Source organism: Anabaena sp. FACHB-83 (assembly GCF_014697485.1).
Lineage (GTDB): Bacteria > Cyanobacteriota > Cyanobacteriia > Cyanobacteriales > Nostocaceae > Nostoc_B.
This window is the reverse complement of the sequence record NZ_JACJRY010000015.1, coordinates 28,024-50,698: the sequence shown is the minus strand read 5'-3', so window position 1 is coordinate 50,698 and position 22,675 is coordinate 28,024. Positions and strand designations below refer to the sequence as shown.

Genomic DNA, 22,675 nt, shown 5'->3' with positions numbered 1-22,675 from the left:
ATTGCTTATTTAAGATTATTGAAGATGTGAGTTAAATAACAACTTGATGATTAGTTGTGCTAAGACAGGAATGACCTAAAAATCGTCATTTCATGCAGCAGCAAAAAAATCAATTCAGTCATCTTACAGCCATAGAAAGAACATACCTGTCATTTCCAGCAAAATTTCTCTTAAATCAAAACCTACTGCGAGGTAAAATACTAGACTTTGGCTGTGGTTTTGGTAACGATGTGAAATTGTTACGCGAACAAGGTTTTGATATTACAGGATATGATCCTTATTATTTACCTGATTATCCTCATGGAAAATTTGATACAATAATTTGTTTTTATGTCTTAAATGTCTTGTTTGCGGAAGAACAAGCTAATGTGTTAATGGAAGTATCTCATCTGTTAAAACCAGGTGGTAAAGCTTATTATGTCGTCAGAAGAGATATTAAAAAACAAGGTTTTAGAGAACATTATGTTCATAAAAAACCAACTTATCAATGTATAGTTAAGCTACCGTTTCATTCTATTTATTTAGATGAAAGTCGAGAAATATATGAATATACTCACTATAACTACCAAAGAAATTCCTCGAATAATTGTATATTCTGCAATCCCTATAAAAATTTAAAGCTATTAACAGAATCAGCAACAGCTTATGCAATCTTCGATGGTTATCCTGTAAGCAAAGGTCATGTTTTAGTAATTCCTAAACGCCATGTAAGTAATTATTTTGAATTACCATTTAAAGAACAATCTGCTTGTTGGTGGATGGTGAATAAAGTTCAAGAGATGCTCAAAACAGAATTTACACCTGATGGTTTTAATGTAGGCATGAATATTAATCGAGAAGCTGGACAAAATATTATGCACGCCAGTATTCATATCATACCTCGTTATCAAGGTGATAATATGGGTGCTAAAAGTGGTATTAGGAATGTGATACCTAAAAAAAGTAATTTAAAATAGGTAATCTTGCCAAAATAGGCATTGTTTTTGTCGCATATTCAGGTTTTGTGAGAGTTGCATTAAATCTTGAGGTGGCAAAGTATTATTAATGTAAAATAGCTCTCGTTTTCTGCGAGAAGTGTAATCAAAGAATATTGTAAATCTGTCGGAAGTTTCTGGTGGCTTACCTCTATGGAAAATGCTACCTGTCCCTGCAAAAATGACTGTACCAGCACTTCCTATACAAGATTGGTAATTATCTGGTGAAATAATTTGTTGCATTGTTTGATTTGAAATATAGCCGTAGTTATATTTTAAAGATTGAACTATCTTTTCTGTAAAAGATAGAGGGATATATTGAAAAGGCCCCTGACTTTCAGAAACATCATTAACATAAATGATAATTTTTAATACTTTGCGGTCTTCGGGATCTAGATGCCAGCGTCGGGAACCTTGCTCTAATTTATTGGCGATATCTCGGCGAAAATATGTACCGTGATAGGCGACTGGTAAGCCAAGATAATGCTCAGTGATATTAAGTAAACGTTGTTCTAATCCCCATAAAAAAATTTCAGAATGTTGCATGATTTGTTGTGGACTGGCATGAATAACATATTGATTATGAATACTATTAATATCTGGTTCTATTTGAGAAGAAAGATGTTTGGCTGTTTGCAGGATTTGATTATTAGGTGTAATTCCTAAAGCATCTAAAGAAGTAATTGAAACCCCTTCATGATGAATTTTGTCAACTAGTTCTAAATCATCTTTTGAGATTGTAGGTAAATTGGGTTGATGTTGATTGACTGCCTCCTGATAAGCAACATCATTTTGATGTTTTATAAAAGGAAATTGATAAATTTTTTTAAAGATTCTTTTTTGGATTTTAGGTAATAGCAAGTGCATATATTTTCTAGTTAATTGATGGCATGACAATTACAGATAACTCATACCAATTCACGAAATTACTGATACAAATCACTTACTCTGCAACTCTGATTCCGGTCGCCGAGCGAAGTCGAGGCGCTGCTTTCATGTCTGTATCATTTTTAAAGTGAAATGGTATCAGATATAAGAATCAAATGTGATTGCTCAAAAATCTAATACGTAGGATGTGTTATCGGCGAGAGTACGACATCTACAGCAAAGTTTTCGGTGCGTTACGGCTTACGCCTAACACACCCTACACATACTAAAATTTTTTCAGAAATCAAATCGGATTGATATATATTCGAGATAAATACTGATTTTCCTGATAATACTTATCCTACACAAGCTCGAAAAATGTACAAATCTATAAAGTTATGATGATCTGAAATAAAGATATCTCAGAACCCAAAGCTGGATAAGACTCTTCATCAAGATATTTAATTAATGCTAAGAGGATGTATGACTTTAGTTATAAATAAGATGTAATCATGGACGAGACAGGTAAAATTAAATACATTATGGCTATTTAAGATGGTAAATAGCTAAATTTTAGATATATGCCGCTATACTAGCCCTGGAGAGTAGAATAACTAAAGATGGTGCGATTGTTTGTTGCAATGGTTTTGCTGGTGTTGTTAACGGCTTGTGGTACTATTGGACTGCTGCCTACAAGCGAGTTGGTAGAGAAAGCGATCGCACTTGAGCTAGAGCAAACCAAACAAGACCTCAGCCAGAAATTAGATATAGATTTTCAGGGATTTGAAATTAAGCAACTCAAAATTGCTGAAGAAAAGCCACTGACGATTAAAAATTTACCTGCTTTCCGCGTCAAAGGAAAATACGATTTAATTATCAACCTACCACAGCGACAGTTGAAGCAACTGCAACAGCCTTTTGAACTTTACTTGCAAATTCAACAAGAAGGTAAAACTTGGCGGTTACTGCTACCCGATAAAACCAGTAAAGAATCTAAACCCGTTTGGCGCAGTTATTTGATTAACTAGTACAAAAAACATGAAGTCTGAAGTGGATAAACCTTTATAATGAGAATTTATAATGGGTGCTTTATTTTCGCCGATTGTACTAGTTATGGTGTGCTGAAAAAGTATTTTGCTGGTAAAAACAGGGAACAGATTTGTTTGGCTCTCATTTGGGACTGCTATATAGAAGTTATATTTAATTAAAGAAATGCCATTAGAAAGAATTTAAGTTATTTTATGTTAAATCTGAGCAGAATTACATTTGACCGTAACATTATGGCCGGACAAGCTTGTATTCGTGGTATGCGGATTCCGGTTTCTCTTGTTGTTAATTTAGTAGCTAATGGCAAACCTTTAGAAGAAATCTTAGAAGAATACCCAGATTTAGAACCAGAGGATATCCGTGAATCTCTACTTTACGCAGCATGGTAGACTCAAGAGCAAGTTTATCCTTTCAAAAGTGCTTTTTATAGTATTGTGCGTTGAGGCGATCGCTTCTGAGCAATCCTTTCGCCTAAGCAATACTAAAATTCACTTTAACAATCACATCATTGAAATCTTGATCACCACCGTTTGGTAAGTCCTCAAAACCAAAGGTGTTATCTCCCAATAAACGAATGTGATCAAACCCGTCAGTGTTCGCACCCAAATAAGGGAAGTAAACCGCAGGATCATTACTTGTATTGCTATCCAGCAGAGCATCTGGTCTGCCATCTATGATAATAAAAGGTGCAAAGATCGCACCGCCTGATAATGTGCCAGTATAAGTTGCAGTTCCTTGGTTATTAACTGTTAAATCAATTCCCGCAACACGGTTTTGAATGGCGGCTTGAATATATCCAGCTTGTCCAGGGAGAATATCGGCAATACCATCACTGTTAGTATCAATACCGCCATTGGCGTTAGCGACTCTGTAGAAACCCACAAAGTTATCAAATGCTGCTTCCCGGTTGACTGTAAAATCGGCTCTGACATTAGCAGTGATATCGCGTAAATCAATGACTTCGCCTTGGGATTGTCCTTGTAAGCTTGTCCCCAAGGGTAAAGATTCATCAACGGCTTGAATCCTCACCACTAAATCTTGGAAGTTACTACTACTAGTATTTTGCCAAGCGAGGGTAAAGTCTTCTGCACCCAAGTTAGTAATTTGTTGGCTGGTGCTACTAGAGAAGATAATGTTGCTGGTGGAGATGCTTCCGGTGTTGAGTAAATCGGTGGAAGCGTTGCTCACGAGATAAAATCTCAGGTGACTGCTGCTGCTAAATTCTAGCAACCGCGATAAGCTGGCGGGATGAAAACCATTGGGATTGTTGGCGATCGCAGAAAAAATCACTCTTGCTCTCGCCAGTGCTTTGACTGTATACTCAGCAGAGCCAGGCGCAACACCATCAATTGTTCCTGCCGCATCATCAACAGTAAATACTCCCAACTCATTAACTTGCGAAGAATTACGTCCCGAAAGAGTAACTTTTAGTTGAGATTGGTTATTTCCAGTAATTTGAAAAACATCATCACCAACTAGGCTGAGTTGCACAGTTGATTCATCATCAGGTATAGATTGAATACCTGCACTCAAAGCCAGAATTTGGGTAAATTGAGACTGATTAAAGTTGTTGTCGCTTACCAAAACAATTGACTGTCTACCATCTGCCAATTTTGGCCCAAAAGTCAATCCTTCAATATTATCTAAACCAGTGGGGTGAAAACCATCACTATTAGGTAGATTCAATTCTGTTAAATCAAGTACCAAACGCTTTTTAACAGGTTGAATTGCTGCTAGTTCTTGAGTAGTCAAACTATTCAAAGAGTCAATAGCACTGATATCTGTAGCATTCTGCACGCTGATTTCGTAGATTTTGATTGTAACTCCTAAAGTTGGATCAAAGGTGCGTTCTAAAGCTAGTAGAGTACCTTGGTTATCAATAGCTAACAAATCTACTAAACCAGTGTTGTTGGTCTCTGTAGAGTATAAGTATTCTTTCTCTGGCTGACTGCTCTCTAAATTGTATTTTATGATGCGAGAATTAACAGTATTGTTAGCTGAAGCATCTTGGAATAAAGCATTTTCTGTGGCGGTGAATAAAGTTTTTTGGTCTAGTGTAATGGTGAGACTTTCAAAAGCTAATTGATTCCGAATACCTGAAGTTTGCTCACCAGGATCTAAAGTACCATTATTGTTTATGTCGTTAAAAACTGGGAGAAATTTAGCAGGAACAGGTAGAGATTTGATTTGTTGCCCTGTAGATAAAGAAAATTCTCGAATAAAAGGATCAAGAACGCGAATAGGAGTAACTTCCCCTTCTGAGGAGATGAAAACAGTACCATTATTTGTTAGGGCAATACCTTCTAAATCAATGGTATTGAGTGCAAAAAAGTTATTGTTGCTATCTGTGAGGGGAGTAACATTGGTAAAATTTACTCCTGTTGTGTTAATGGTAGCGGGATCAGTTGTAAAGGTGTAAAATCTCGCAGGGCCAAATTGAGAGCGATCATCGGAAATTGCGTAATAACGATTATTCACTGCGTCATAAGTTACGCCAGACAACCCGCCCAACTGGGTTGGCAGGTTATTGACTGTTCCTGCGGCACCAGAAGGAATAAAACTAGTATTTAATATACTTTGTCCTTGAAATGTTACATTGATAATAGTGTTGGTTGTCGCCATATTCTCGGCATGATTATTTAGAAGTAGATGGAAAAGAGTAAAGTATTACACAACTGTAATGTATAAATTTCCATCGTCAAGTTTTATGGCGATATTGCAACACTTATATTTAGCACTTGACACTCAGCACTTTTATTTCCGCATCTGGCTGACTAAATGAACGATTTCAGGTAATATCAATTTTTCCATACCTAATCGCACAGCGTTACTAGAACCAGGAAGAGAGAAGATTAATTTATTTTGGTAAACCCCAGCAACGGCGCGAGAAGCGATCGCACGAGAACCAATTTCTTGATAACTTAAAAATCTAAATACCTCTCCGAATCCCGGTAGAGTTTTTTCTAATAATTGTTCAATAGCATCATAAGTGGTATCTCTGGGTGCAATACCTGTACCACCATTGAAAATTATTGCGTCTAAATTAGCAGTTTTACCCAGCGATTCTATTTGTGCCTGAATCTGTGTTGGTTCATCTTTAATAATTGTGTAGGCGGCAATGCTATGATTTGCACCTAACAATAATTGCTTGATTAGTTGTCCACTTTTGTCTGTTTCTGGGGTGCGGGTGTCGCTGACGGTAACTATAGCGCAAGTTACTATCATTGCTGCTGTATCTGGATGGGGTTTTTGCATCATCCGAGTTGAAATTTTGAATGAGTTTCACTGACAAAAAAGATGAAGAATGAAGGCTAAAGCGTTTATTTCAGACTTCACACTTTACACTTCATACTTCAGTCGGTTGCTTAAGATTTATTCAATCCCAAACCATTTTCTTCAGCATATCGCTCCATAAAGCGCATAAAGCGATCCCACTCGTCAGAAGATTTCATAATGTAAATAGCTTCTAAGGCTTCTGCTCTACCATTGATGAATTTTACCTTAACTTCGCGGGTAACTATTTCGCCTTCTTCGTCCAGCATATACATTCCGGTGACTTCATCTGTATTGCCTTGCTCTAAAATTGTGGGATTTGTAAAAATAAAGGTTGCTGTACCAGTATCACCAGTACGCGATCGCGTTAAACGTACATCTGGTACTACTGCTTCGTTAACACCTCTAGAAAACTGGATTTTTGCCATGATAAAAGAATTTAAAGTTTTGTGATCGTCGATTTAATATTCTCTCATCATTTAGAACTCAGTAGTCTATGAAGTATGAAGTGTGAAGTATGAAGTGTGAAGTATGAAATTTTGTCCTTCTGCCTTTTGACTGTTGACCATTGACCAAGTTACCTTTCTAGTAATAAGGTTACAGGGCCGTCGTTTTCGATGGAAACTTGCATCATTGCGCCAAATTTGCCTGTTTCTACCCTTAAACCACTGGCGCGTAAATTGTTAACAAAGCTGTTGTATAAATCTTCTGCGGTTTGAGGCGGTGCGGAACGGTCAAAAGACGGACGGCGACCTTTGCGACAGTCACCATAAAGGGTAAATTGACTCACTACTAACAATTCACCGTTAATTTCTTGCACAGATTTTTGCCATCTGTCTCCACCTGCGTCATCGGGAAACAGACGCAATTCTAAGCATTTACGCGCCATCCAGTCGAGTTCTGCATCTGTGTCAGTATCAGCAATACCTACGAGTAAATTTAAGCCTCGGCCGATTTTGCCAATGATTTCACCGTTAACAGTGACTTGAGATGATTTCACTCGCTGGATGATAACGCGCATAAGTTAAAGTCAAAAGTTAAAAGTCAAAAGTCAAAAATATTCCTTTTTACTTTTTGAAGCCTTTACCACGACTGACGGAAGGTAGACAAATGCAGTTTTCTATTTGTGCTAGTAAAGTTTCGCGGTCGAGATTTTGACCAATTAGCACAAGCTGGTTTTTGGGTTCACCTTTCCACTCGTCATCATCTAAGGTGAAGCGTTTACCGCAGAGGTGGAAAATGTGGCGTTTGGGACTTTCATCAAACCACATTACACCCTTAGCACGGAAAATGTTTGTGGGTAGCTGGTTATCCAGGAAATATTGGAACTTTCTGATAGAAAATGGCTTGTCGCTTTGGAAGGATATGGAGGTGAAGCCATCATTTTCTAAGTGGTCGGAATGATGGTGGTGATGATGGTCGTGGTCGTGGTGGTCATGACCGCAGGTTGAATGGTCATGGTCATGGTGGTCATGACCGCAGGTTGAATGGTCGTGGTCGTGGTGGTCATGATCATGATGATCATGCTGATCATGCTCATCAACGGTGTCAAAATATTTGTCAGACTCAAATAATCCTACACTGAGAATTAAAGCCAATGGTATTTGCGATCGCTTGGTACGCAAAATTCTCGCACCTTCTTTGACTTCGTTGATTTTTCGCTCTAACTGGGTCAAAGTTGCTTCATCAACCAAATCTGTTTTATTCAACAAAATCACATCACCGTAAGCAATTTGGCTGTAAGCTGCTTGGGAGTTGAATAAATCTAAGCTGTAATTCGCTGCATCTACAACAGTAATAATCGAATCTAGGCGAGTTAAATCTCGCAGTTCTGTGCCTAAAAATGTTAATGCAACTGGTAGCGGATCTGCTAGTCCGGTGGTTTCTACGACTAGATAATCTAGTTTTTCTTCCCGTTCTAATACTTTATAAACGGCATCAACTAAATCATTATTAATTGTGCAGCAGATACAACCGTTACTTAATTCCACCATATTGTTATTATCATCGGTGGCAATAATTAACTCGTTGTCAATGCCAATTTCACCAAACTCATTCACCAACACGGCAGTTTTTAAACCTTGTTGGTTTGTGAGAATATGATTTAGTAAGGTCGTTTTGCCGCTACCAAGAAATCCAGTAATAATTGTGACTGGTAAACCTTGTTTTGGCGCATCCATTGATTGAGATTCAGAATTCACTGCTGATTGCATAACGCGGTTATCAAACAAATCAAAAAAATAAAAAACTTCTCTAAGTTGCGGCTACCCGTTGGGATCGGGTGTAAGGAAATCAGGGTGTAGGGGTGTGGGTGTTTTAAGTGATAAATGGCTTAACTGTTGGCTTCTTCACCCGCCTAGAACTAAAGTTCTAGGCTAACAGCTAAAGTCTACTAAAGTAGACTCAGAAATTTTGGGTATATTGAGTCATCTTGAGATGACTTTTGCTATGAGCAAGAAACTTCAGTTCCTTGCGAGATATTGGTTTGACCTTAAGTTGAAACCAATAAAAAACATTACACCCTACACCCTCACACCCTTATACCCCTTATCCAAATTCTTTTCACTCATAATTTCTATTACATTTACAAAGGGTAGCGCAGATAGTCCAGAAAACACTAGCATAGGGATGCTGGATAAACTTTCCAGTTGTTTTACCCTATTATTGCGTATCCCTCTATTGCAGCATTACTCTGTTATGACCCTAACTGTTTACAATACCCTCACCCGTCGTCAAGAACCGTTTAAAACAGTCGAACCAGGCAAGGTTAAGATGTATTACTGCGGCGTGACGGTCTATGACTACTGTCATTTGGGTCATGCTAGAGCTTGCATTGTTTGGGATGTTGTGCGCCGCTATCTCCAGTTTATCGGTTATGAAGTGCGCTATGTGCAGAATTTTACTGATGTTGATGACAAAATTCTCAATCGCGCCCGACAAGAACATTCATCAATGGAAGTTGTAGCGGAACGGTTCATCAAAGCTTATTTTGAAGATATGGCACGCTTAGGAATTAAAGAAGCTGATGAATATCCCCGCGCGACACATACAATGAACGGGATTCAGCGATTAATTCATGAATTAGAAAATAAAGGCTTTGCTTACCCTTCTGATGGTGATGTTTACTATGCTGTGCGCCAGTTTGGTGAGTATGGTAAGCTTTCTGGTCGCAAGTTGGAAGATATGCAGGCTGGAGCCAGCGAGCGCGTTAATATAGAAGACCCAGAATATCAAAAGAAAAAAGACCCCTTTGATTTTGCTTTGTGGAAAGCCGCCAAACCCGGTGAACCTGCGTGGGAATCACCTTGGGGTGCTGGCCGTCCGGGATGGCATATTGAATGCTCGGCGATGGTGCGCGATCGCTTGGGTGAGACAATAGATATTCATGCTGGTGGTGCTGACTTAATTTTCCCCCATCACGAAAACGAAATTGCTCAATCGGAAGCCGTCACAGGTAAGCCTTTAGCAACTTACTGGCTACACAACGGCATGGTCAAGGTGGACGGCGAGAAAATGTCCAAGTCTTTGGGCAACTTTACCACCATCCGCGACTTGCTTGATCGCAATGTAGATCCAATGGCAGTACGCTTGTTTGTCCTAATGGCGCAATATCGTAAGCCTATTGATTTTACCGATGATGCGATCGCTGCCGCTACCAACGGTTGGCACACCCTCAAAGAAGGTTTACTGTTTGGTCATCAATACGGCAAACAACTCGGCTGGGAAGATATTTCTATTAATCAACTCAGCACTCAACACTCGACACTCAGCACTCAGCACTCAGCACTCAGCACTCAATACATCGAACGTTTCAAAGAAACTGTCAACGATGACTTTAACTTCCCTGGTGGGGTATCGGTGTTGTTTGAATTAGCCAAAGAACTCCGCCGTGAAGGAAATATCCTGGTTCATGAAGGCAAAACTGACACACCCGCCGATGAACTGCAAAAACAATGGCAAACACTCGTTACTTTAGCAGAGGTTTTAGGTTTAACCGCCCAGCCAGAAGCTGAAACTACTGTAAATGATGGTTTAAGTGATGCGGAAATTGAAGATTTAATTCAACAACGCCAAGCCGCGAGGAAAGCGCGGAATTTTGCCGAAGGCGATCGCATTCGCAATGAATTACAAGCCAAAGGTGTTACCTTAATTGATAGTCCTGAAGGTACGCGCTGGCATAGGAGTTAATTTGAGTGCTGAGTGCTGAGTAGGAACTAGTGATCATCGATGCTTAGATTGCTATACCAAGCCAAAAAAGTAGAGACGTTGTATACAACGTCTCTAATGACAATAGTTTTCATGATTAAGGTTTTTAATGGGAAAAACCCTTACACCCAGTCTCAACCAACAATTAATCAGCGCAACGAACTAATTAGATAGTAATCTATCTAGTAATTGTCACACATAATTCAATTCTCAATTCTGACTCCTGAATTCTGTTTGATAAATCAAATATTATTACCATATTTCAGCTTTTGTAAACTTCACATTGCAATTTTTTGAGGAAAAAAACTCAAATACAAAAGCTGTTCTTTTGGTAAACTTTCATCACCAAAAACTTAAGTTCCTGCGTAATGTTATGTTTCCATGACATTACTTAGCAAGCAATTTTCTCTTGAATTTCCCAATTTCTTGATTAATTGCTGGTTTCTGGATTATTGCACTAAATTTAACTTTGAGACTGTGTGGTCAGAACAGTCTTGAAAAAGCTGGTCAGGTCTGATAGTTTACATCGATTAGGGTAAAAGTTACAGGATATAAATTAGTATCAAATACAACCAATTTTGTTAAAAAACATAAAATTTCTCTGGCTGGCGAGAAAAGCAGAGTATATTACATAACTTGCCTAATATCTGGTTAGTTGATAGCTAATATAGAAGAAAAAACATTCATAAAAAAACGCAATTGTCAATTACAAAGTCAGGAAATTTACCTTTCAATTATTATGTGGTCTGAATTAAAAAAAGCGATCGCTAGTTTTCATATTCCGGCTGATTGGATTGGGATCAGAGCCGTCAGAGAAACAGCTGCAAACCGTTATGTCCGGGATGGTATACCCCAAGCTAACGGTAAATCTACCACCGAGGGAGCCATGATCGAAGTTTTGGTGAATGGCTGTCTGGGTTATGCGGCTACCAACTCATTAGAGCTAGAATCTTTAGAATCGGCGGCACAAATCGCCTATAAACAAGCACTCGCCGCTAGTAAATGGTGGATATATCCGTTTAAAGAAACCGAACGTCCCAAGGTTGTTGGTGAATACAATTCGCCATTGTTGGAACCCTTAGACACGCTGAGTCCCGGAGAAATTAATGATTTATTGGTGCGGATGTGCCGGACGCTAAAAGTACACGACAAAATTGTGCAAACCACAGCCAGCATTAGCACAAGCGAGCGAGAAAGCTGGTTTGTCAGCAGCAATGGTTCAGAAGTATATCAAAAGTTTATCTCCTTGGGAACCCATTATGGTGCGATCGCTCAAGACGGCGCAATTGTCCAACAGCGTACAAACAACGGTTGGCAGGCACACTGTTATCAAGGTGGATGGGAAGTTTTAAGACAGGAACATTTATGGCAACGGGTACAGCAAGTAGGAGAACAAGCCCTAGAACTGTTAACCGCCGAAGAATGTCCCAATACCTGCACCAACTTGGTTTTAGCCCCAGACCAAATGATGCTGCAAATTCATGAAAGTGTCGGACATCCCCTAGAAATCGACCGAATTTTAGGCGATGAGCGCAACTATGCTGGCGGTAGCTTTGTCTCCACCCAAGATTTTGGTCAGCTAGTCTACGGTTCGCCATTAATGAACATTACCTTTGACCCCACAGTGCCGGGTGAGTATGCCAGCTATGGTTTTGATGATACTGGCGCAGTCGCCACAAGGGAATTTTTGATTAAAGAAGGCGTATTACAAAGGGGTTTAGGCAGTTTAGAAAGTCAAGCGAGAGCCGGAGTTCCTGGGGTGGCTTGCGCCCGTGCTTGTTCCTGGAATCGACCAGCAATTGACCGCATGGCAAACTTAAACCTAGAACCAGGAAACGCCACCTTTCCAGAAATCATCAGCGACATAGAACATGGCGTTTACATGGAATCAAATCGTTCTTGGTCAATTGACGATCGCCGTTATAAATTCCAATTTGGCTGCGAATATGCCAAATTAATTGAAAATGGCCAACTCACCAAAACCCTCCGCAACCCCAACTATCGCGCCACAACCCCAGAATTTTGGCACAGCTTAATCAAAATCGGCAATCAAGATAGCTGGCAAATGTACGGCACTCCATACTGTGGTAAAGGCGAACCAAATCAAGCAATTTGGGTAGGACATGGTTCACCCGTTTGTGTATTTGCTAATGTTGAAGTCTTTGGGGGAGGGAGTTGAAGAAAGTGCTGAGTGCTGAGTGCTGAGTTATTTATTATCGCCCTTGCTTCCATCTCATTTTCCTTGTCAAGTGTGTCATACCAATGAAACAAGAATTAACTGCTTTAGAATCTAGCTTTAATCAGTTGTTAGAAACTCTGCTCATCAAAAAATTAGAGCATGAGGAATTTACCCTGAAACTCAGCAGTGAACAAAGTCAATTTACGCGGTTTAATCATGCGAAAGTTAGACAAACTGGCTGTGTAGCTGATGGGTCAATTGAACTAACTTTAATGGCAGAACAACGCAGTAGTTCTAGACAGTTTCCCTTTACCGGAAATTCGGAAAAAGATTGGCAAAAAGCACATCAAGCCTTACAAGAATTACGCGATGAAATAACTATCTTACCAATTGACCCTTATTTAGTTTTGCCTTCAGGTAATAATACAAGTCGGGAAGTTCATCATAGTAATGTATTAGCGCAAGAAGATGTAGTTTCTAGCATCTTAGCAGAAGTCACAGAACTCGATTTTACAGGCATTTATGCGGGTGGAATAGTAATTAAAGCCTATGGTGATTCTAGCGGGCAAAAACATTGGTTTGCGACTGATACTTTCACACTAGATTATTCATTGTTTATCAGTTCGGGTAAAGCTGTTAAAGGTACATTTGCTGGTAATAATTGGGATGTAGCAAGTTACGCCGCAAAAATCAACGAAGCCAAAAAACAACTTAATTTGCTGTCGCATCCAGCCAAAGAATTACCTAGAGGTCAGTATAAAACTTATTTTGCACCTGCGGCTGTGGCTGATTTATTGCAGATGCTATCTTGGGGTGCTGTCAGTGAAGCAGATATCCAACAAGGGAATAGTGCTTTAGCCGCTTTATCTCGTAAAGAAAAACAGTTATCTGCCAAATTTAGCTTAAAAGAAAACTTTCAATTAGGCTTAGTACCGCGCTTTAATGAACTAGGTGAAATGGCAGCACCAGAGTTAGCGATAATTGAAAATGGCTTATTAGTAAATAGCTTAGTTAACTCGCGGACTGCCAAAGAATATCAAAAAACTGCTAATGGTGCTAACAGTTCCGAAACCTTACGCACGCCAGAAATCAGTCCAGGAAATTTAAGATTTGAGCAGATTTTATCTAGCTTAGATACAGGGTTATACGTCTCGAATTTGCATTATTTAAATTGGAGCGATCGCCCCACAGGTAGAATTACAGGTATGACTCGTTACGCCTGTTTTTGGGTGGAAAATGGCGAAATCATTGCACCCATCGAAAATCTCCGCTTTGACGACAGCCTCTATAGGTTTTGGGGAGAAAATTTAGTTGATTTCACTAATTTTCAAGAATTTATTCCCGAAGTTGACACTTATGAAAACCGTAAATTAGGCGGTAGTTTAGTACCTGGGATGTTAGTCAATGATTTTACCTACACTTTGTAGATTAATCATTTGTGAATCTCTCAGCGTTTAGGGCTTATCGCCTTTCTTAGTCTGCTGAGGTACAAATTTATCTGCATCTATCTTCGTCCATCTGCGGTTAATTATTCTTGCTTGTACTTCACTAGAATAAGAAACGCTATATGTATCAACTCTCTCAAACTCTTATAAATTCTTGTCTTCACCTTTATTCACATATTAAACATGACTACTATCGTGGACAAAATTTAGCCCAAAAGCTGTTTAACTGATACTTGAATGTCAGGAAATGCTAATGGCGTAATTGTTCCTTCCGCAATAGTTTCTACTGAAGTATACTGACCGTTTTGGGGATAGCGAAAAACAATTATTTCCTTGGTTGACAAGCTTAAAATCCAATATTCTGGAATATTAGCATCTGCATAAAGTGATGTTTTCAGTTCCAAGTCTTTCTTTAAACTAGTATGAGCGACTTCTATAATAAAAAAAATATCATCCGGTGCAGGATGGCGATCGCTATAGTTAGACTCTGGTAATCGCACAATTGCAATATCCGGTTCAGGTTCTGAGTTAGATAAGGTAATTGGGCCGTTGAAACGGATATCAGCTTGACCTGTCAATAAGTTTTCTAAGTATTTCGCCCCTCTTTTGGCAGTACTATAATGAATTGGTGTTTCTGGACTCATTTCAACAATTTCACCCGCCAGTAACTCCACATGGCGATCGCGCAGAATTCCTGCTTGAATCATACAATGGTAATCATCAACAGACCATTTAGCCAGCGTCTTCATTTCAGAATTTTACTCTGTTGTCATACTTGAGTCTATTGTAGATTTTATCAACAAACATATCCCCGACTTCTTCAATAAATCAGGGATATGAGCCTTTTGATAGCTGGAATCATACAACAAAATTAAATTTTTAAAATCAGCGTTAAACTATGAAATTATTCATTGACAAAATAAATTCAGAAATCGGCACAATTTTAATTGTGACTGATGGTGAAAAACTCTGCGCTTTGGACTTTGCAGATTATGAATCAAGAATGCTGAAGTTGCTGCAAAAGCGTTATGGGAACTTTAAGTTTGAATATATCAAAAATCCCCAAGGTATTAGTAATAAAATTCAAGCATATTTTACAGGACAGCGCACCAGTTTAAATAATATTCCCCTCAACACTGGTGGGACTTTGTTTCAGCAGCAAGTGTGGCTTGCATTGCTAACGATTCCTTGGGGTACAACTATTGCTTATGCGGAGTTAGCCGCAAGAATTGGTAAGCCGACAGCCTATCGCGCTGTTGGGATGGCAAATTCACTTAATCCCATTGCCATTGTGCTTCCTTGTCATCGAGTTGTGGGTGCGAATGCTGCACTTACTGGTTATGCAGGAGGTTTAGAACGCAAGCGTTGGTTGCTGCATCATGAAGGCGTGAAATTGATTTAGCGTAACCTAAGATAGATGCGGAGAATCTCTAGTTTATGAGAAATATGACAACACATATAAATCTGACAACAAAATAATTAGGTAAGTATTAGTAGTGGGAAAAAAGCAGTATAAAAATGCCTGGAAACGAGAAATAAACGATATTGTCCGTGGTATTTGTGGAGGTTTTTTATTTGGGATTCCACTAATATATACAATGGAAGTATGGTGGATTGGTTCATTAGCAAAACCAAGATTAATTGCAATAGCGATCGCCTTAATGTTTGTTGTGGTTTTTTTACTCAACTATACAGAGGGATTTCGGAAACGCCGAAATACTTGGCGACTGGATGAAGCCGCAATAGATACTGTAGAAGCAATGGCGATTGGATTTGTGTGTGCGGCATTTATGTTGTGGTTATTGCAAGAAATTACCCCAGCAACATCCTTAAAAGAATCATTGGGAAAAGTGGTCTATGAAGGATTACCATTTACTCTCGGTGTAGCTTTAGCTAACCAATTTCTCCAAGAAGGTAATCAAAATAATTCAACATCAGCCACTCATAAAAATAATTTACACGCCACATTCGCTGACTTAGGTGCAACTGTGATTGGTGCAACTGTGATTGCTTTTAACATTGCACCAACCGACGAAGTTCCTATGTTAGCGGCGGCTATTTCTCCGCCTTGGTTATGGGTGTTAATGGCTGCGTCTTTAGTAATTTCCTACGCTATTGTCTTTCAAGCTGGTTTTTCCGACCAAAAAAAACGTAGACAGCAAAAAGGAATTTTTCAACGCCCATTGAGTGAAACTACCATATCTTATTTAGTATCTTTGCTGGCTAGTGGCGCAATGTTATTTTTCTTTCAAAAGCTCACTTTATCAGACACTTGGATGATGTGGCTAGAACATACTTTAGTTTTGGGATTACCTGCGACTATTGGCGGCGCGGCAGGTAGGTTAGCAATATGGTGACGACTCTCACCGCTAATTGCAAGCAATGTAGCGGGAGCATCCTATCCTCGCGGAATAGGCTTACTGCTTCACAGGACTGGTATTCCAGTATCCTCCACAGTCTGCAACGATGCGTCCACACCGTCGTTTGTACAAGAAACCAAAAGTTTTGTACAACCCAAGGCAACTGATTTTACGCAACCAACCTAACAGATAAAATCTGTATTTCTGGATGCAACCCCCTATCAGTTTTCAAGGTTCAGGTTTAGCAGTGCGAATTACCGCTACTCTGCTACTACTAATTTTACCTCAAATGCTTACTACGCAAAGGTTACTGCTTATGAAGATTGTCAAAAGATTAGTAATTAATAGGGTTCAATGCCCTATTAATTACTCTCCTATCCCCCATCCCGCCGCACCGCAGGTTGGCGGGAGTACCTCGGAGGTTTAGATGGAAACAGAATCACAATCAGAACGCTCTTTAGCTGAGTGGATCACATTTGGAATAGCTTTATCTATTCTGGGAGTTGTAATTAGTTTAGTCGGGTATATATGGCTGAATGAAAAAAATCAGCCTCCTATTTTGTCAGTAAATCAAAAATCAGCAATTAGAAAAATTGATGGGAAATTTTATGTTCCCTTTGAAATAGTTAATACAGGTGGTGAAACTGCTGAATCAGTGCAGATTATTGCTGAGTTAAAATTTGCTGATCAAGTGGTGGAAAATGGAGAGCAACAAATTGATTTTTTATCTGATGGCGAGAAGGAAGAAGGTGCATTTATTTTTAGCAAAAATCCCAGTCAAGGACAATTAAATGTCCGGGTTGCCAGCTATAAATTACCATAATTTAGGTGTAATACCATTTCACGAAATTACTGATAGAAATCGCTTCCTCTGCAACTCTGCTTCTGGTCGCCGAGCGAAGTCGAGGCGCTACTTGCATATCCGTATCATTTTTAAAGTGAAATGGTATAAGGCTTTAGGAGTCAGAATATTTTAGGAATTACGGATGAAAACAAAAAAGCAACAGTTTAGGAAAGGGTGTAAGGGTATAGGGGTGTATGTATCCAAAACCCTTATATCCCTTCACTCAATTTCTTCATACTAAGTTGCTGTCAGAAATAGTATTTCCTAATCCCCACTGCCTACTCCCTACTCCCACTCAAGATTATTATCTTTGATTTGCAATTTGCGGTGGTGGTAAGATGACTTTTTTCGCTAAACCCAAACTTTTTAAAGCTTTAATACTCCACCAAGTGATGTCAATTTCCCACCACTGGAATCCAGATTTGGCAACATGGGGAAAAGTATGATGGTTGTTGTGCCAGCCTTCGCCATAAGTTAGGATTGATACCCACCACAAGTTACGCGCACCATCATTCGCGTCAAAGGTGCGATAACCCCACAAATGTGATGCAGAATTAACAAACCAAGTGGAGTGCCACAATAATACTGCTCGCACAAACATTCCGTAGATTACGAAAGACCAGCCGCCTAGAGCATATAAGAATAATCCCAAGGGAATTTGCAACAATAAAAAGTAGCGATCTAGCCAACGATAGAAAGGTTGTCTTTCTAAATCTGGGGCATATTTTTTATAAGTTTCATAGTCAAAAAACTCTGGGCGGGGATACATAATCCATAGTATGTGGCTCCACCAAAATCCTCGCTGGGCAGAGTAGGGATCTAAGTTAATATCTTCTGTATGGGCATGGTGCTGGCGGTGTCCACCAATCCAAAAAATTGGCCCGCCTTGAAGTGCTAAGGCTCCGATAATGGCGATCGCATATTCTAACCATTTGGGTACTTGGAAACTCCGATGGCTTAATAGTCGATGATATCCTAAACAGATGCCAATACTCCCGAACAGCCAATGGAGAAACACTAGCAATCCTAGCGCCGACCAAGAAAAAAACCAAGGAGCCAACATAGCTAAGGCGTGAATAGTTGCAAAAAAAGCCACATTCACCCATCTGAGGCGAGGTGAATTTCGTGTCTCAGAAGCAACCGCCAGATATTTTGCAGTCATAAACATTTCCGTTGATGGATCATGAAGTGATTTGCTGGAATTTGGGTAAACTTTCCCAAGAAATTTCCCCCTTCTGTAAACTAGTTCGTTACAGTGAACTTAAGCAAGTACCACTTACATTAGGCATCGTAACAACTATTGGTTTTTTATGCAAGTGCCACTTGCATTATTTCTTATGGCATCTCAATCAATCTCAGCCCGTCAACGTTTGATCCAAGCAGCACTAGAATTATTTACTACACAAGGAGTTAGTAGTACTACTACTCGCCAAATTGCCGAAAAAGCTGGAGTCAATGAAGTGACGTTGTTTCGCCATTTTGGTAATAAACACGGGCTGCTTTTAGCAGTATTAGAAGAATCAGCAGCATTTAAGGATTTGGGAGAGTCTTTAGTCAAACGGGCTACTCCTCCGGGTAACGTTTATCAAGCCCTGAAAGATTATGCAAGTGATAGCTTACATACATTAGAACGAGTCCCAGAGTTTGTGCGGTCAGTGGTGGGTGAAGCCGACCAATTTCCTGCTGAAAATCGCCGTGCTTTGGGGAGAGGATTAACAGAAGCTAACCGCTATGTAGCGCAGTATTTAGCTACTGTCATCCAACAGGGAGACATAAACACCTATCTGCCGGCAGAAAAATTAGCCAGCTTGCTGAATGGCATGATTTTAGGATATGCGGTGATTGAATTCACAAGCGAATTTCATGAATTATGGGAAGATCGAAATGATTTTTTAGAGAATTTAGTGGAGTTGTTTTTACATGGAGCGATGTCTACTGTTCCCCAATTAACAAAAGAAGCGGTAATTATCAAAGAAGTGGCTGATTTGCCTGCGATTTTAGTGCATAAAATTCTGCAAAACTCCAGAAAATCGGGAATACAAGATTATGCTTTAGCATACCTGTTATTTGGTGCTGGTTTATCTGCTGCTGAGATAATTTACTTGCAGCGATCGCACCAAATTTCCGATACTCAAGGACTAATATTGCAAATCACCACCCCAACCTTACCCCGCCAAGTTCCTGTGAACCAGTGGATTTTGGGTAAACACTACGGTTCCTATACCAACAATCCTTTAATTAAATGGCTGAAAAGTCGCAAAGATCATCATCCAGCAATCTTTATTGACAATGTAGGTAATTCTCTTTCTGAGTCAGAATTACTGCAACGTTGGGAGATTTGGACTCAAGGATTGTTAACACCCCAAGGTAAACCACCAGAAATTGCTCAAGCACAACAAACATGGTGTGTAGAAATGTTAATGCGAGGTGTGAGTTTAGATGATTTGACTATTCTAACAGGCTGCGATCGCTCTCAATTACAGCCTTACGCCCGCCGCGCTAAAGAAAAAGCAGCCTTAGAAGCAGCAATTCGTTTAGATCATAAGCCAGCATAATGAAAGTGCTGAGTGCTGAGTGCTGAGTGCTGAGTAAAAAGACTAGTACAAATTCATGAATCAGAAAATCAGCAAAATCTTCCAGCAGTCGGGGGTCATTCCTTATAGAGTGCAGAACGGCACCATTGAAATCTTACTAATTACAACCCGCGATCGCAATAACTGGGTAATTCCCAAGGGCGGAATTGCCAAAGGTATGAGTCCGCCTGCATCCGCCGCCAAAGAAGCTTGGGAAGAAGCCGGGATCATTGGACAAGTAGATGTCAACGCCGTAGGTAGTTACAGATACCGCAAACGCGGCAAAATCTACCGAGTGCAGATGTATTTATTGTTAGTTGAAATGCTGAGTGAAGATTATCCCGAAGCTGGGCAGAGACAGCGAGAATGGTTAGATGTGAACATCGCCATTCAAATGGTGAAACAAAATTCCCTCAAAAAAATTTTGCATCAATTTCTCCAATTTCAATCCAACTCTTGTCTAGCATTTGTCAACACACAAACTTCAGCCTAAAGGCAAGACATAAAGCAATGATTCCATCAAGGTAAAATTCCGAATTTATCTGTGAAATCAATCCAAAATCCAAAATCTAAAATCTAAAATTGTCCGACGCTTTTTTGATACGATAAAAATTCTGACTCGTTATACAACGATTGAAATATGAGCAAAGGCACCCTGTTTGATAAAGTTTGGGACTTACACACCGTTGGTACACTTCCTTCAGGGCTGACACAACTATTTATCGGCCTGCATCTAATTCATGAAGTCACTAGTCCCCAAGCCTTTGCGATGTTGCGCGAACGAGGTCTGGAGGTACTGTTTCCCCAGCGCACAGTAGCGACAGTAGATCACATCGTACCTACGGATAATCAGGCGCGTCCTTTTGCTGACAGTGTAGCAGAAGCAATGATTCAAGCCTTAGAACAGAACTGTCAAGAAAATAATTTAACTTTTTATAATATTGGTTCCGGCAATCAAGGTATAGTCCATGTGATTGCCCCAGAGTTAGGATTAACCCAGCCAGGAATGACGATCGCTTGTGGAGATAGCCACACATCGAGTCATGGTGCTTTCGGTGCGATCGCTTTTGGGATTGGGACAAGTCAAGTCCGCGATGTTCTCGCCTCCCAAACCCTAGCCCTCGCTAAACTCAAAGTCCGCAAAATAGAAGTGAACGGCACTCTCAACCCCGGTGTCTACGCCAAAGATGTAATTTTGCATATTATCCGTACCCTGGGCGTGAAAGGTGGTGTTGGTTACGCTTATGAATTTGCCGGGACTACCTTTGCAGCCATGAACATGGAAGAACGGATGACCGTCTGTAATATGGCTATTGAAGGTGGGGCGAGATGCGGTTACGTCAATCCCGATCAAGTCACCTACGATTATCTCCAAGATAGAGACTTTGCCCCCAAAGGCGCAGACTGGGATCAAGCAGTAACTTGGTGGGAATCCATCAAGAGTGATGCCGATGCCGAATATGATGATGTCGTGGTGTTTGATGCAGCCGAGATTTCACCGACAGTTACTTGGGGAATCACCCCCGGTCAAGGAATCGGCATTAATCAATTCATCCCCAAACCCGAAGAACTGGCGGAAGAAGACCGTTTTATTGCCGAAGAAGCTTATCGCTACATGGATTTATTACCCGGTCAAGCAATCAAAGGCACAAAAATCGATGTCTGCTTTATTGGTAGCTGCACCAACGGTAGACTCACCGATTTGCGAGAAGCTGCCAAAATTGCCCAAGGTCGTCGCGTGGCTGAAGGAGTCAAAGCCTTTGTTGTCCCCGGTTCCGAACGAGTCAAGCAAGCCGCCGAAGCCGAAGGGTTAGACAAAATCTTTGCCGCCGCAGGTTTTGAATGGCGGGAACCAGGATGTTCGATGTGTCTGGCGATGAACCCCGACAAACTCCAAGGTAGACAAATCAGTGCTTCTTCTTCTAACCGCAACTTTAAAGGTAGGCAAGGTTCTGCTTCTGGGCGCACATTACTGATGAGTCCGGCGATGGTAGCGACTGCGGCTATTAAGGGCGAAGTTGCTGACGTGCGCGACTTGCTGTAGGAGAAGGCAGAAGGCAGGAGGTAAAATGTTCATACTTCGCGTTTACCTCTGCGTTTACAAACCAAATCTTTTTTATCTCGCGCAAAGGCGCAAAGGCGCAAAGAAAATTATGGGAAGTGAAATTAAACAAGTCTCTGGGCAGGCTGTACCTTTAGTTGGTAATGACATTGATACAGACCGGATTATTCCTGCCCGTTTTTTAAAGGCGATTACCTTTGATGGTTTGAGTGAAAATGCGTTTATTGATGACCGCACCGCTTTAAAGGGTGAACATCCCTTTGACCAGCCCCAGTATCAAGGCGCAAATGTGTTGATTGTGAATCGTAACTTTGGCTGTGGTTCATCGCGGGAACATGCGCCACAAGCGATCGCTAAATGGGGTATTAAAGTTTTAATTGGTGAAAGTTTTGCCGAAATTTTCTTGGGTAATTGTGTGGCGATTGGTGTACCTTGTGTAACTGCGGATGGGTCAACAGTCAAACAATTACAAGAACTAGTCACAGAAAATCCCCAAGCAACGGTAACGGTAAATCTAGAAACTTTACAAGTGCAGATTGGTGACTTTACAGCCCCAGTTTTCATCGGTGAAGGTTCTAGAAATATGTTCGTTTCTGGTAGTTGGGATGCTTGCGGTCAGTTAGTTGCTAACGCTGATAAAATTCGCTCTACTGCTGCGAAATTGCCTTATGTCGGTTGGGGTAAGTTGGCTGTATAACAGAAGAGATAAGGGAGACAAGGAAGAAATAGTATTCCTACTCCCCACCTCACAACCGTCTTGGTTTATGACTTTAGTCACCTTATAATCACGACTTTTTTCACATCCGAATTTCTGCGGAGTTTTCTAAACTGAAGATGAAAGTTCA

The 22,675-nt window shown here is 40.2% G+C and carries 20 protein-coding genes and 1 pseudogene; 13 read left to right on the top strand and 8 right to left on the bottom strand.

The features are described 5' to 3' along the window. The first annotated feature begins 92 nt into the window (after positions 1-92). Positions 93-956, top strand: a complete 864-nt coding sequence (locus H6G79_RS18570; RefSeq protein ID WP_190592793.1) for an HIT family protein — start codon at positions 93-95, stop codon at positions 954-956. On the opposite strand, the gene H6G79_RS18565 is transcribed toward H6G79_RS18570, so the two are convergent. After that, positions 948-1,841, bottom strand: coding sequence for a 2OG-Fe(II) oxygenase (locus tag H6G79_RS18565; protein ID WP_190592794.1), 894 nt, complete (start codon positions 1,839-1,841; stop codon positions 948-950). The two genes, H6G79_RS18570 and H6G79_RS18565, sit on opposite strands and share 9 nt — an antisense overlap. A gap of 620 nt (positions 1,842-2,461) precedes the next feature. Here H6G79_RS18565 and H6G79_RS18560 point away from each other — a divergent pair. Both H6G79_RS18560 and H6G79_RS18555 read left to right on the top strand, forming a co-directional pair. Further along, positions 2,462-2,869 (top strand): hypothetical protein, encoded by a 408-nt coding sequence (locus H6G79_RS18560; RefSeq protein ID WP_190592795.1) that lies wholly within the window; start codon positions 2,462-2,464, stop codon positions 2,867-2,869. 213 nt (positions 2,870-3,082) lie between these two features. Further along, positions 3,083-3,277: a DUF433 domain-containing protein gene (locus tag H6G79_RS18555; RefSeq protein WP_190592796.1), complete on the top strand. Its 195-nt coding sequence runs from the start codon at positions 3,083-3,085 to the stop codon at positions 3,275-3,277. Between the two features lie 82 nt (positions 3,278-3,359). Here the strand turns inward: H6G79_RS18555 and H6G79_RS18550 are convergent. From H6G79_RS18550 to H6G79_RS18530, 5 genes and pseudogenes are all read right to left on the bottom strand, one after another. Further along, positions 3,360-5,495 (bottom strand): annotated as a pseudogene (locus H6G79_RS18550) (esterase-like activity of phytase family protein); the annotation flags it as partial. A 147-nt stretch (positions 5,496-5,642) separates the two neighbouring features. Further along, positions 5,643-6,146 (bottom strand): molybdenum cofactor biosynthesis protein B, encoded by a 504-nt coding sequence (locus H6G79_RS18545; protein ID WP_190592798.1) that lies wholly within the window; start codon positions 6,144-6,146, stop codon positions 5,643-5,645. 107 nt (positions 6,147-6,253) lie between these two features. Next, complete coding sequence (gene psb28 / locus H6G79_RS18540; RefSeq protein WP_190592799.1) at positions 6,254-6,589, bottom strand: photosystem II reaction center protein Psb28; 336 nt, start codon at positions 6,587-6,589, stop codon at positions 6,254-6,256. A gap of 149 nt (positions 6,590-6,738) precedes the next feature. Then, positions 6,739-7,182 (bottom strand): D-aminoacyl-tRNA deacylase, encoded by a 444-nt coding sequence (gene dtd, locus H6G79_RS18535; protein WP_190592800.1) that lies wholly within the window; start codon positions 7,180-7,182, stop codon positions 6,739-6,741. 46 nt (positions 7,183-7,228) lie between these two features. Then, positions 7,229-8,374 (bottom strand): GTP-binding protein, encoded by a 1,146-nt coding sequence (locus tag H6G79_RS18530; protein WP_190592801.1) that lies wholly within the window; start codon positions 8,372-8,374, stop codon positions 7,229-7,231. Between the two features lie 484 nt (positions 8,375-8,858). Here H6G79_RS18530 and cysS point away from each other — a divergent pair, with 484 nt between their 5' ends. The 3 genes from cysS (at position 8,859) to H6G79_RS18515 (ending at position 13,973) form a co-directional block, all read left to right on the top strand. Beyond that, complete coding sequence (cysS, locus tag H6G79_RS18525; RefSeq protein ID WP_190592802.1) at positions 8,859-10,349, top strand: cysteine--tRNA ligase; 1,491 nt, start codon at positions 8,859-8,861, stop codon at positions 10,347-10,349. A gap of 757 nt (positions 10,350-11,106) precedes the next feature. Continuing rightward, entirely contained in the window at positions 11,107-12,546 is a 1,440-nt protein-coding gene (locus tag H6G79_RS18520) for a TldD/PmbA family protein (RefSeq protein WP_190592803.1), read from the top strand. An 83-nt stretch (positions 12,547-12,629) separates the two neighbouring features. Continuing rightward, positions 12,630-13,973, top strand: a complete 1,344-nt coding sequence (locus H6G79_RS18515) for a TldD/PmbA family protein (RefSeq protein ID WP_190592804.1) — start codon at positions 12,630-12,632, stop codon at positions 13,971-13,973. A gap of 224 nt (positions 13,974-14,197) precedes the next feature. On the opposite strand, the gene H6G79_RS18510 is transcribed toward H6G79_RS18515, so the two are convergent. Next, the gene (locus H6G79_RS18510) at positions 14,198-14,740 is read right to left on the bottom strand and encodes a Uma2 family endonuclease (RefSeq protein ID WP_190592805.1); all 543 of its coding nucleotides are present in this window, start codon (positions 14,738-14,740) and stop codon (positions 14,198-14,200) included. Positions 14,741-14,889: 149 nt separating this feature from the next. Between H6G79_RS18510 and H6G79_RS18505 the strand changes: the two genes are divergently transcribed. The 3 genes from H6G79_RS18505 to H6G79_RS18495 all read left to right on the top strand — a co-directional run bounded on the left by H6G79_RS18505 (position 14,890) and on the right by H6G79_RS18495 (position 17,174). Then, on the top strand, positions 14,890-15,393 hold the full coding sequence (locus H6G79_RS18505; protein WP_190592806.1) for a methylated-DNA--[protein]-cysteine S-methyltransferase: 504 nt from the start codon (positions 14,890-14,892) through the stop codon (positions 15,391-15,393). A gap of 94 nt (positions 15,394-15,487) precedes the next feature. Continuing rightward, positions 15,488-16,348, top strand: coding sequence for a TIGR02587 family membrane protein (locus H6G79_RS18500; RefSeq protein ID WP_190592807.1), 861 nt, complete (start codon positions 15,488-15,490; stop codon positions 16,346-16,348). A 430-nt stretch (positions 16,349-16,778) separates the two neighbouring features. Further along, the gene (locus H6G79_RS18495) at positions 16,779-17,174 is read left to right on the top strand and encodes a TIGR02588 family protein (RefSeq protein ID WP_190592808.1); all 396 of its coding nucleotides are present in this window, start codon (positions 16,779-16,781) and stop codon (positions 17,172-17,174) included. A gap of 325 nt (positions 17,175-17,499) precedes the next feature. On the opposite strand, the gene H6G79_RS18490 is transcribed toward H6G79_RS18495, so the two are convergent. Further along, complete coding sequence (locus H6G79_RS18490) at positions 17,500-18,357, bottom strand: acyl-CoA desaturase (protein WP_190592809.1); 858 nt, start codon at positions 18,355-18,357, stop codon at positions 17,500-17,502. A 175-nt stretch (positions 18,358-18,532) separates the two neighbouring features. Here H6G79_RS18490 and H6G79_RS18485 point away from each other — a divergent pair, with 175 nt between their 5' ends. From H6G79_RS18485 to leuD, 4 genes are all read left to right on the top strand, one after another. Continuing rightward, a complete protein-coding gene (locus H6G79_RS18485) occupies positions 18,533-19,750 on the top strand; it encodes a TetR/AcrR family transcriptional regulator (protein WP_190592810.1) in 1,218 nt (405 codons plus the stop codon). A gap of 55 nt (positions 19,751-19,805) precedes the next feature. Next, the gene (locus H6G79_RS18480; RefSeq protein WP_190592811.1) at positions 19,806-20,261 is read left to right on the top strand and encodes an NUDIX hydrolase; all 456 of its coding nucleotides are present in this window, start codon (positions 19,806-19,808) and stop codon (positions 20,259-20,261) included. 147 nt (positions 20,262-20,408) lie between these two features. Further along, positions 20,409-21,812 (top strand): 3-isopropylmalate dehydratase large subunit, encoded by a 1,404-nt coding sequence (leuC, locus tag H6G79_RS18475; protein ID WP_190592812.1) that lies wholly within the window; start codon positions 20,409-20,411, stop codon positions 21,810-21,812. 109 nt (positions 21,813-21,921) lie between these two features. Next, complete coding sequence (gene leuD / locus H6G79_RS18470) at positions 21,922-22,527, top strand: 3-isopropylmalate dehydratase small subunit (protein ID WP_190592830.1); 606 nt, start codon at positions 21,922-21,924, stop codon at positions 22,525-22,527. Positions 22,528-22,675: the final 148 nt, after the last annotated feature.

Coding starts and splice junctions, on each gene's coding strand:
- leuC (WP_190592812.1), top strand. CDS start 20,409: ATGAGCAAAGGCACCCTGTTTGATAAAGTTTGGGACTTACACACCGTT.
- psb28 (WP_190592799.1), bottom strand. CDS start 6,589: ATGGCAAAAATCCAGTTTTCTAGAGGTGTTAACGAAGCAGTAGTACCA.
- H6G79_RS18495 (WP_190592808.1), top strand. CDS start 16,779: ATGGAAACAGAATCACAATCAGAACGCTCTTTAGCTGAGTGGATCACA.
- H6G79_RS18545 (WP_190592798.1), bottom strand. CDS start 6,146: ATGATGCAAAAACCCCATCCAGATACAGCAGCAATGATAGTAACTTGC.
- H6G79_RS18515 (WP_190592804.1), top strand. CDS start 12,630: ATGAAACAAGAATTAACTGCTTTAGAATCTAGCTTTAATCAGTTGTTA.
- H6G79_RS18565 (WP_190592794.1), bottom strand. CDS start 1,841: ATGCACTTGCTATTACCTAAAATCCAAAAAAGAATCTTTAAAAAAATT.
- dtd (WP_190592800.1), bottom strand. CDS start 7,182: ATGCGCGTTATCATCCAGCGAGTGAAATCATCTCAAGTCACTGTTAAC.
- H6G79_RS18485 (WP_190592810.1), top strand. CDS start 18,533: ATGGCATCTCAATCAATCTCAGCCCGTCAACGTTTGATCCAAGCAGCA.
- H6G79_RS18570 (WP_190592793.1), top strand. CDS start 93: ATGCAGCAGCAAAAAAATCAATTCAGTCATCTTACAGCCATAGAAAGA.
- H6G79_RS18530 (WP_190592801.1), bottom strand. CDS start 8,374: ATGCAATCAGCAGTGAATTCTGAATCTCAATCAATGGATGCGCCAAAA.
- H6G79_RS18480 (WP_190592811.1), top strand. CDS start 19,806: ATGAATCAGAAAATCAGCAAAATCTTCCAGCAGTCGGGGGTCATTCCT.
- H6G79_RS18520 (WP_190592803.1), top strand. CDS start 11,107: ATGTGGTCTGAATTAAAAAAAGCGATCGCTAGTTTTCATATTCCGGCT.
- leuD (WP_190592830.1), top strand. CDS start 21,922: ATGGGAAGTGAAATTAAACAAGTCTCTGGGCAGGCTGTACCTTTAGTT.
- H6G79_RS18490 (WP_190592809.1), bottom strand. CDS start 18,357: ATGACTGCAAAATATCTGGCGGTTGCTTCTGAGACACGAAATTCACCT.
- H6G79_RS18560 (WP_190592795.1), top strand. CDS start 2,462: ATGGTGCGATTGTTTGTTGCAATGGTTTTGCTGGTGTTGTTAACGGCT.
- H6G79_RS18505 (WP_190592806.1), top strand. CDS start 14,890: ATGAAATTATTCATTGACAAAATAAATTCAGAAATCGGCACAATTTTA.
- cysS (WP_190592802.1), top strand. CDS start 8,859: ATGACCCTAACTGTTTACAATACCCTCACCCGTCGTCAAGAACCGTTT.
- H6G79_RS18555 (WP_190592796.1), top strand. CDS start 3,083: ATGTTAAATCTGAGCAGAATTACATTTGACCGTAACATTATGGCCGGA.
- H6G79_RS18510 (WP_190592805.1), bottom strand. CDS start 14,740: ATGAAGACGCTGGCTAAATGGTCTGTTGATGATTACCATTGTATGATT.